Genomic DNA, 7697 nt, shown 5'->3' with positions numbered 1-7697 from the left:
ACTTCTGGCGGACGGTCGGTGCCGAGGGCACCCCGCTGGTCGAGCCCGACCCGGACGGCGACCCCGCGTACGCCGTCGTCACCTTCCTGTGGCGCGGCGGCGACGGCACCCGCGCGGTGCTGGTGCTGCCGAACAAGGTCATGGACCCGCGCGACCCGGCGGGCAATCTGTGCGAGCGGATCCCGGGGACCGACGTGTGGCACTGGTCGGTGCGCATGCGCCGCGACTGGCGCGCCACCTACGCCCTGTGCGTGGACGCGGCCGACGGCCCGGACGCCGGTGACGGCCCGGACGGCGACCGCCCCGGGCCCGCCGCGGGCGCCGCCTACTGGACGTGGCTGCGCGGCCGTCCGCGCCCCGACCCGCTGAACGCGCGCCGTTTTCCGCGCCGCTGGGGCGGCGCCCCGCTGTCCGTCGTCGAACTGCCGGACGCCCCCGGAGCGGCCGGCTGGACACCCCGGACCGCCGTGCCGGCCGGCACGGTCTCCCGGCACACCCTGCCCGGCGCCGCCCTCGGAGGCGGGCGAACGGTGTGGGCGTACGAGCCCCCGGGCGCCGCCGGGGCCCGTGAGCTGCCCGTACTGGTGCTGTTCGACGGCGAGATGTGGCAACCCGGCCTGTCGGTGTCGGTGCTCCTGGACAACCTGATCGCGGACGGCCGCATCCCGCCCGTGCTGGCGCTGCTGCCCGACTCCGCCGACAGCGACACCCGCTGGTCCGAACTGGCCTGCGGGGAGGCGTTCACGGACTTCCTGGAGCACGAACTGCTGCCGTGGGCCGGCGACCGCTGGCCGGTCACGGGCGATCCCGGGCGCACGGTGCTCGCCGGGCAGAGCCTCGGCGGGCTGATGGCGGCGTACGCGTCGCTGCGCGCGCCCCACCGGTTCGGCAACGTGCTGTCCCAGTCGGGGTCGTTCTGGTGGCCGGACGGCCCGCAGGCGGAGTGGCTGACCGGGCTGGTCCGCCGGTCGCCCCGGCTGCCGGTGCGCTTCCGGCTGTCGGCGGGCGAGCAGGAGTGGGTGCTGCTGCCGGCCTCCCGCAGGCTGCGCGACGCGCTGCGGGAGAAGGGGTACGCGGCGGACTACCGGGAGTTCAACGGCGGCCACGACTATCTGTGCTGGCGCACGGAACTCGCCGACGGCCTGGTGGCGCTGCTCGGCGACTGAGACCGGCGGAAGCCGCCGGCTCGGGCGCCGGACGGCGGCCGGGTGTGCGCGGCGGAAGCCGGCCGGCCCGGCGCCGTACGGCGGCCCGGTGTCCGCGGCGCCGTTCTCGCGCGGGACCGCTGGGTGCCGTTCTCGCGCAGGTCCGCGGGCGCCGTCCCCGCGCGGGCCCGCCGGGTGCCGGGCCCGTCCCGCGGGCGGATCGTGCTCAGCCCGCGGCGGACTGGGCCGTGTCGCCCCGCCCGGCGCCGTCCCGCCCCGTGCCGTCCCCGGCCGCGGCGGCCCGCGTCGTGTGATCAGGCCCCGTATCGTCCGGAATCGCGTCGTCCGGCCTCGCCTCGTCCCCCTTCGCGGGGTCCGCGCCGGCCCGCCCCGTGCGGGCCGCGGCGCCGCCCGTCCCGGCCAGCATCTCGGTGGTGACGGCCCACCGCTCGTGGTCCCGCCACGCGCCGTTGATGAACAGGAAGTCCGGCGACAGCCCCTCCAGCCGGAAGCCGAGCCGCCGCACCAGCCGCCGGGACGGCTCGTTGCCGGGCTGGACGTTGGCCTCCAGACGGTGCAGGGCAAGGGCGTCGAAGGCGTGCCGGACGACGAGTCCGAGTCCCTCCGTCATCAGGCCCCGTCCGGCCGCGTGCGCGAAGGCCCCGTAGCCGAGCGAACCGGACCGGAAGGAGCCGTACTCGATGCCGTTGATCGCCACTCCGGCGGCGAGCCGGCCGCTGTCCCGTTCGCAGATGACGAAGCCCTTCCGGCCCAGGCCGTCGAAGCGCTGGAGATACGCGGTGAAGTCCTCGCGGGTGCGCGGCAGGGAGATCCAGGGGTGGTGCAGCTCCTGGCTGGCCCGTACGCAGGCCGTGTACTCGTCGGCGTCCTCCGCCTCCAGGTGACGGATCGCCACCCTGGGGCCCGACAGGAGATAACCGCTCTCACGCATCCCGCCATCCTAGATCGCGGACGGCACGACAGGACCGCTCGGAACGCTGCCGGAACGGCGCACCGCCACCCCGCGCCGGAGCCGCCCGCCGCCGCCCGGGTCCGGCTACGCTCCCGGGCCCGCTGCGGCGCCGCCCGTGCGGCGCACCGCGCAGGCCGCCGCGTAACCCGCCGGGACGGGCACGTCGGCCAGGTCCCAGTGCGGCAGCCGTGCGGGTTCCGGCCCGGCGCCGACGTAGGTGACCGACGGGTCCTCGGCGAGCCCCGTGCCGGTGCCCTTGAGGTAGGCCTCCTTGCGGGTCCAGCAGCGGGCGAAGCCGGCCGGCCGGTCCGCCGCGGGCAGCGCGGCCAGTTCGGCACGCTCCCCGGGGTGCAGCGCGGCCGCCACGTCGGCGGCGGTCGACGCGGACGGCAGCGCCTCCACATCGGCGCCGACGGGTACGGCGGCGACGGCGATCAGGACCAGGTCCCCGGCGTGCGAGAGGGAGAAGTGCAGCGGCGGCGGGGTCCCCGGCACGGCCGGCCGGCCGTGCGGGCCGCCGCAGCCGGGACAGGGTTCGCGCCGCAGCACGACGGTGGCCGCGTCACGGCCGAGGTATCCGCCCAGCAGCCTGCGCAGCGCCACATGCGCGACCCGGTACCGCCGCCGGTCGACGTCCCGGACGAACGCGGCGGCCCGGCGCCGCTCCCCGGCGTCCAGCAGACCGTACGAGGCCCCGGCGCCGCGCGCCGCGTCGTGCTCCGGCACGCAGACCAGCCACAGCGCGGTGCCGCCCGCCGGGTCCCAGCGGGGCGGTGGCGGCCCGGCGGGCAGCAGCCAGCGCGGCGACGCGGCCCCGGCGGGCCGGACGGCCGTCATCTCGCGGCGTCCTCGGCCGCCGCCCGCGCCGCCCGCTCGACGTGTTCCTCGCAGGACGCGTGCGGCGCCGGCCCGTGCACGGTGTCCCAGCCGGCCGGGACCGGGGCGAACGCGGGCCACAGGGACCACTGCCCCGCCGCGTTGCGCAGCACCCGGTGGGTGGGCTCGACGGCCCGGGGGCCGTCCGGCGCGTCGAAGGGGCCGGGATTCGTCATCGGGCGTTCTCCTCCGGGATGTCGGCCGGCCCGCCGACGGGTTCGGCAGCCGGTTCGGCGGCCAGGCGGGGCGCGAGCACCCCGGCGACCTCGGCGATCCGTTCCGGCTGCGTCAGCTGCGGGTGCAGGCAGTCCAGGTCGCGGTTGAGCAGCCGGCCGGTGACGTACGGCGCCCAGCCCCGCCGGTCCAGCCAGCTCTCCGCGCGCGGCGCGGCGGCGGTGAAGAACACCAGGTCGCCGTCGAAGACCCGGTGCCGGTGCGTGCGCATCAGCCGGGCGTTGTTGACGACGATGTCCACGACCGAGTTGAGGGTGTGCTCCGGCAGGTTGGCCAGCGCGCTGCCCTCCTCGTGCAGGAAGTTCAGCACCTGTTCCCGGTCGGTGTCACCTCGCGGTTCGAAACCGGCCATCCGCAGCAGCGCGCCCAGCGCGTCGGCCTCGGCCGGGATCGGCAGGTCCCGCCACTGGTCGGAGGGGTAGGCGTCGAGCAGCGCGAGCAGGTCGACCCGCTCCCCGGCCTCCTGGAGGCGGACGGCGACGGTGTGCGCGACGACGCCGCCCACGGACCAGCCGAGCAGCCGGTACGGGCCGTGCGGCTGGACCTTGCGCAGCTGCGCGAGGTAGTCGTCGGCCATCTCCTCCATGGTGCCGGGCATGTCCTCCGGCACCGCGAGGTTGCGGGCCTGGAGTCCGTACACCGGCTGGTCGGCGCCGAGGTGCGCGAGCAGTCCCGAGTAGCACCAGCTGATGCCGCCGGCCGGGTGGAACACGAACAGCGGGGTGCGCGAGCCGGGCCGGACGGGGCGCAGCGGCAGCAGCACGCCGAGGGCTTCGCGGTTGTCGCCGGCGACGTGCAGCCGGTCGGCGAGCGCTGCCGGTGACGGGGCCCGGAAGAGCGCTCCGACGGCGAGTTCCGCGCCGAGCGCGTCCCGGACCCGGGCGACGAGCCGGGCTGCGAGCAGCGAGTTGCCGCCCAGGTCGAAGAAGCCGTCGTCGACGCCGACGTACGGCACCCCGAGCACCTCGGCGAACAGCCGGGCGAGGGTCTCCTCCTGCGGGGTGCGGGGGGCGCGCCCGCGCCCGGCCGACGACCGGTCGGGGGCGGGCAGCGCGCCGCGGTCCAGCTTGCCGTTGGGGCTGAGCGGGAAGTCGGCGAGGACGAGCAGGTCCTGCGGCACCATGTGGTCCGGCAGCTGCCCGGCCAGCTCGGCGCGCAGCGCGTCGGGGTCGGGCGTGCCGCCGGGGGTGCCCGCGGCGGGCGTGACATAGCCGGTGAGCCGCTGGTTGCCGGGCTGGTCCTCGCGGACCAGGACGCAGGCGGCGGCGACGCCCTCACAGGCGGCCAGCGCGGCCTCGATCTCGCCCGGTTCGATGCGCTGGCCGCGCAGCTTGACCTGGTGGTCGGTGCGGCCGAGGTATTCCACGGCGCCGTCGTCCCGGCGGCGGGCCAGGTCGCCGGTGCGGTACATCCGGCTGCCGGGCGGCCCGAACGGATCGGCGACGAAGCGGCCGGCGGTGAGCGCGGGCCGGCCCAGGTAGCCGTCGGCCAGCTGGACGCCCGCGAGGTACAGCTCGCCGGGGATGCCGGGCGGGCACGGCTGGAGTGCCGCGTCGAGCACGTACAGCCGGGTGTTCCAGACGGGCTTGCCGATCGGCACCGGGCCGCGCTCCCCGGGGACGCACGGGTGGTGGGTGACGTCGACGGCGGCCTCGGTCGGGCCGTACAGATTGTGCAGCGGCACCCCGGGCAGCACCCGGTGGAACTCCTCGGCCGTCTCCCGCGGCAGGGCCTCGCCGCTGCAGAACACGCGGCGCAGCCCGTCGCAGTCCGCGGCCGCCGGCTCGGCGAGGAACACCTGGAGCATGGACGGCACGAAGTGCACGGTGGTGACGGCCTGTTCGCGGATCAGCCGGGCGAGGTGGGCCGGGTCCTTGTGGCCGCCGGGCTCGGCGACGACGAGGGTGGCGCCCTGCCGGAAGGCCCAGAAGAACTCCCACACGGACACGTCGAAGCCGGACGGCGTCTTCTGGAGCACCCTGTCGCCGGGGGCGAGCCGGTACTCGGCCTGCATCCAGCGGAGCCGGTTGTCGATCGCGGAGTGCGGGACGACGACGCCCTTGGGGCGGCCGGTGGAGCCGGAGGTGTAGATGACGTACGCGGGGTGCTGCGGGGTCAGGGCGCGGCCCGGGTCGGTGGCCGGGTGCGCGGCGAGCCGCGCGGCCAGTTCCGGGTCGCCCGGTTCCAGCACGGGCCGCCCGGTGGCGGGCAGCGCCGCGCGGGTGGCCGCGTCGGTGACGACGCAGACCGGGGCGGCGTCCTCCAGCATGTACGCGAGCCGCCCGGCCGGGTAGTCCGGGTCCAGCGGCAGATAGGCACCGCCCGCCTTGAGCACCGCCAGCAGGGTGACGATCAGGTCCACCGAGCGCGGCAGCGCCACCGCGGCGAGCGTGCCCGGGCGGACGCCGCGGGCGGTCAGTTCCCGCGCCAGCCGGTTGGCCCGGGCGTTGAGTCCGGCGTACGAGAGGGTCCGCCCGCGGAAGACGAGGGCGGGCGCGTCCGGGGTGCGGGCGGCCTGGGCCTCGATCGGGCCGATGAGCGTGGTGGGCGGCACCGGCTGCGCGGTGTCGTTGAACTCGGTGAGGACCAGGTCCCGTTCGACGGGGGTCGGCAGGGCGAGCGAGCCGGTCGGGGCGTGCGGGTCGCCCTCGGCGACGGCCGTCAGCAGTCGCAGGAAGCGGCGCTGGTGGGCGGCGAGTTCCGGCTCCTCGTAGAGCGCCGGGTTACCGTCGTAGTCGATGCGCAGGCCGGAGCCGTCGGCGCGGTCGTAGATGTTGACGGTGAGGTCGTCCACGGGTCCGGCGGACAGGTTGTGCGCGTCGGAGCGGGCGCCCGCGAAGGTCAGCCCGTAGTCGAACGGCATCACGTTGACGAGCGGGCCGACCAGGGAGCGGCCCTCGCCGAGCAGGCCCAGCTCGCGCCGGATGTCCTCGTAGCGGAACCGCTGGTGCCGGCGGGCGGCGCGGATGCCGAGGACGACCTGCCGGGTCAGCTGGGCGAACGTGTCCCCGGGGGCGACGGTCAGACGCAGCGGCAGGACGTTCATGACCATGCCGGGGATGCGCAGTGCCGCGGAGCCCATCCGGCCCATCATCGGCAGCCCGAGGACGACCTCGCGGGAGTTCGTGGCCCGGGAGACGTACAGCGCCTGGGCGGCGATCAGCACGTCGGGCCAGGTCGCGCGGAGCGACGAGGCGAGTTCGCGGACGCGTTCGGTGGCCTCGGGCGCGAGGCGGGCGGTGCGGCGCAGGAAGGTGCGGGACGGCAGGGCGGTGCGTCCGGCGAGGTTCGGCACCTCGGGGCGGTCGGCGAACTGCTCCGTCCAGTGGGCGCGGTCCTTCTCGTACGTCTCGGAGGCGCGGTAGGCGGTGTCCTCGGCGACGAGGTCCCCGAGGCGGCCGAAGGGGCTCGGGCCGGGCTCCTCGCCCGCGGCCAGCGCCGTGTAGACCTCGGCGGTGCGGCGGGCGAGCAGGGAGTAGCCGTAGCCGTCCATCACGGCGTGGTGGACCCGCTGGTACCACAGCCAGCGCTCGTCACCGACGCGGAAGAGGGCGTGCGCGAACAGCGGTCCGGCGGCGAGGTCGAACGGCCGGGACAGGTCGTCGCCGGTCCGGGCCCGCGCGGCCGCGTCCGGGTCGGTGCGGTCGCGCAGGTCGGCGAGGTGGAACGGGAAAGGAACGGTGGCGGCGGGGGCGTCGCCGGAGGAGACGGCGGAGGAGGAGACGGCGCCGGAGGGGACGGTGTCCCGGGCCGGGTTCCGCGCGGGTTCCGTGGTCGTGGTGGGGCCGGTGTCGCGGGCCGGGCCGGGTGCCGGGGCGGCGCGGGCCGGGCCCAGGGCGAGCGGGAGCTGCCGGGGTCCGTCCGGGGTCTCCACGAGCCGCACCCGCAGGGCGTCGGCCTCGCCCGCGACCCGGTGCAGGGCGCGGACGAACAGCTCCGGGTCGACGGGGCCGTGGATCTCCACGAGCTCGGCGGTGTTCTGCGCCGGACTGTCCGGGTCGAGGGCCTGCGCGAACCACATGCCGGACTGGGCGGCCGTCAGCGGAAGCCCGCGGTCGGGCCCGGGGCGGGCCGGCTCACCGGCTGCCGCAAGGGCGGGCGGACCGGCGGGCGCGACCGCCGCCGCACCTGCCGGCTCACCGGCTGCCGCACCGTCACCGCCCGCCGCGGACGTGTCCGTGCCGCCCGCCGCGGAGGTGTCCGTGCCGCGCGCCGCGGCCAGGTCGTGGACCGTCATGCCGCGGCCCCCAGCAGGGGCGCCCACTTTTCGATGGCGGGCTGCTCGGCCAGGTCCACGAAGGTGACCTCGGTGCCGTGGTCCCGCCGCCAGCGCTCCACCAGCGCCATGATGCGGACCGAGTCCAGGCCGTAGTCGACGAGGTTCTCGTCGTCGGGGATGTCCGCCGGGTCCTCGCCCAGCACGTCGGCGACGTCGGCGCGGATCTGCTCCAGGGTGAGTGCCATGGTGC

Annotated in this window: 6 protein-coding genes; 1 reads left to right on the top strand and 5 read right to left on the bottom strand. The window is 76.7% G+C overall.

The features are described 5' to 3' along the window. On the top strand, positions 1-1166 hold a 1166-nt coding region (gene fes / locus GCU69_RS24770; RefSeq protein ID WP_156207217.1), incomplete at its 5' end, for an enterochelin esterase. A 205-nt stretch (positions 1167-1371) separates the two neighbouring features. Here fes and GCU69_RS24765 read toward each other — a convergent pair. The 5 genes from GCU69_RS24765 to GCU69_RS24745 all read right to left on the bottom strand — a co-directional run bounded on the left by GCU69_RS24765 (position 1372) and on the right by GCU69_RS24745 (position 7692). Beyond that, positions 1372-2097, bottom strand: coding sequence for a GNAT family N-acetyltransferase (locus GCU69_RS24765; RefSeq protein ID WP_328630018.1), 726 nt, complete (start codon positions 2095-2097; stop codon positions 1372-1374). 105 nt (positions 2098-2202) lie between these two features. Further along, the gene (locus GCU69_RS24760; protein WP_098752163.1) at positions 2203-2955 is read right to left on the bottom strand and encodes a 4'-phosphopantetheinyl transferase family protein; all 753 of its coding nucleotides are present in this window, start codon (positions 2953-2955) and stop codon (positions 2203-2205) included. Next, positions 2952-3170, bottom strand: a complete 219-nt coding sequence (locus tag GCU69_RS24755; RefSeq protein WP_098752162.1) for an MbtH family protein — start codon at positions 3168-3170, stop codon at positions 2952-2954. The genes GCU69_RS24760 and GCU69_RS24755 overlap by 4 nt, the downstream gene beginning before the upstream one ends. After that, a complete protein-coding gene (locus GCU69_RS24750; RefSeq protein WP_156207216.1) occupies positions 3167-7465 on the bottom strand; it encodes a non-ribosomal peptide synthetase in 4299 nt (1432 codons plus the stop codon). The genes GCU69_RS24755 and GCU69_RS24750 overlap by 4 nt, the downstream gene beginning before the upstream one ends. Continuing rightward, positions 7462-7692 (bottom strand): phosphopantetheine-binding protein, encoded by a 231-nt coding sequence (locus tag GCU69_RS24745; RefSeq protein WP_098752160.1) that lies wholly within the window; start codon positions 7690-7692, stop codon positions 7462-7464. The genes GCU69_RS24750 and GCU69_RS24745 overlap by 4 nt, the downstream gene beginning before the upstream one ends. Positions 7693-7697: the final 5 nt, after the last annotated feature.

The organism is Streptomyces lycii, assembly GCF_009735685.1.
Lineage (GTDB): Bacteria > Actinomycetota > Actinomycetes > Streptomycetales > Streptomycetaceae > Streptomyces > Streptomyces lycii.
The sequence above is the reverse complement of the archived record's forward strand: the minus strand, read 5'-3'. Positions and strand labels throughout refer to the sequence as shown.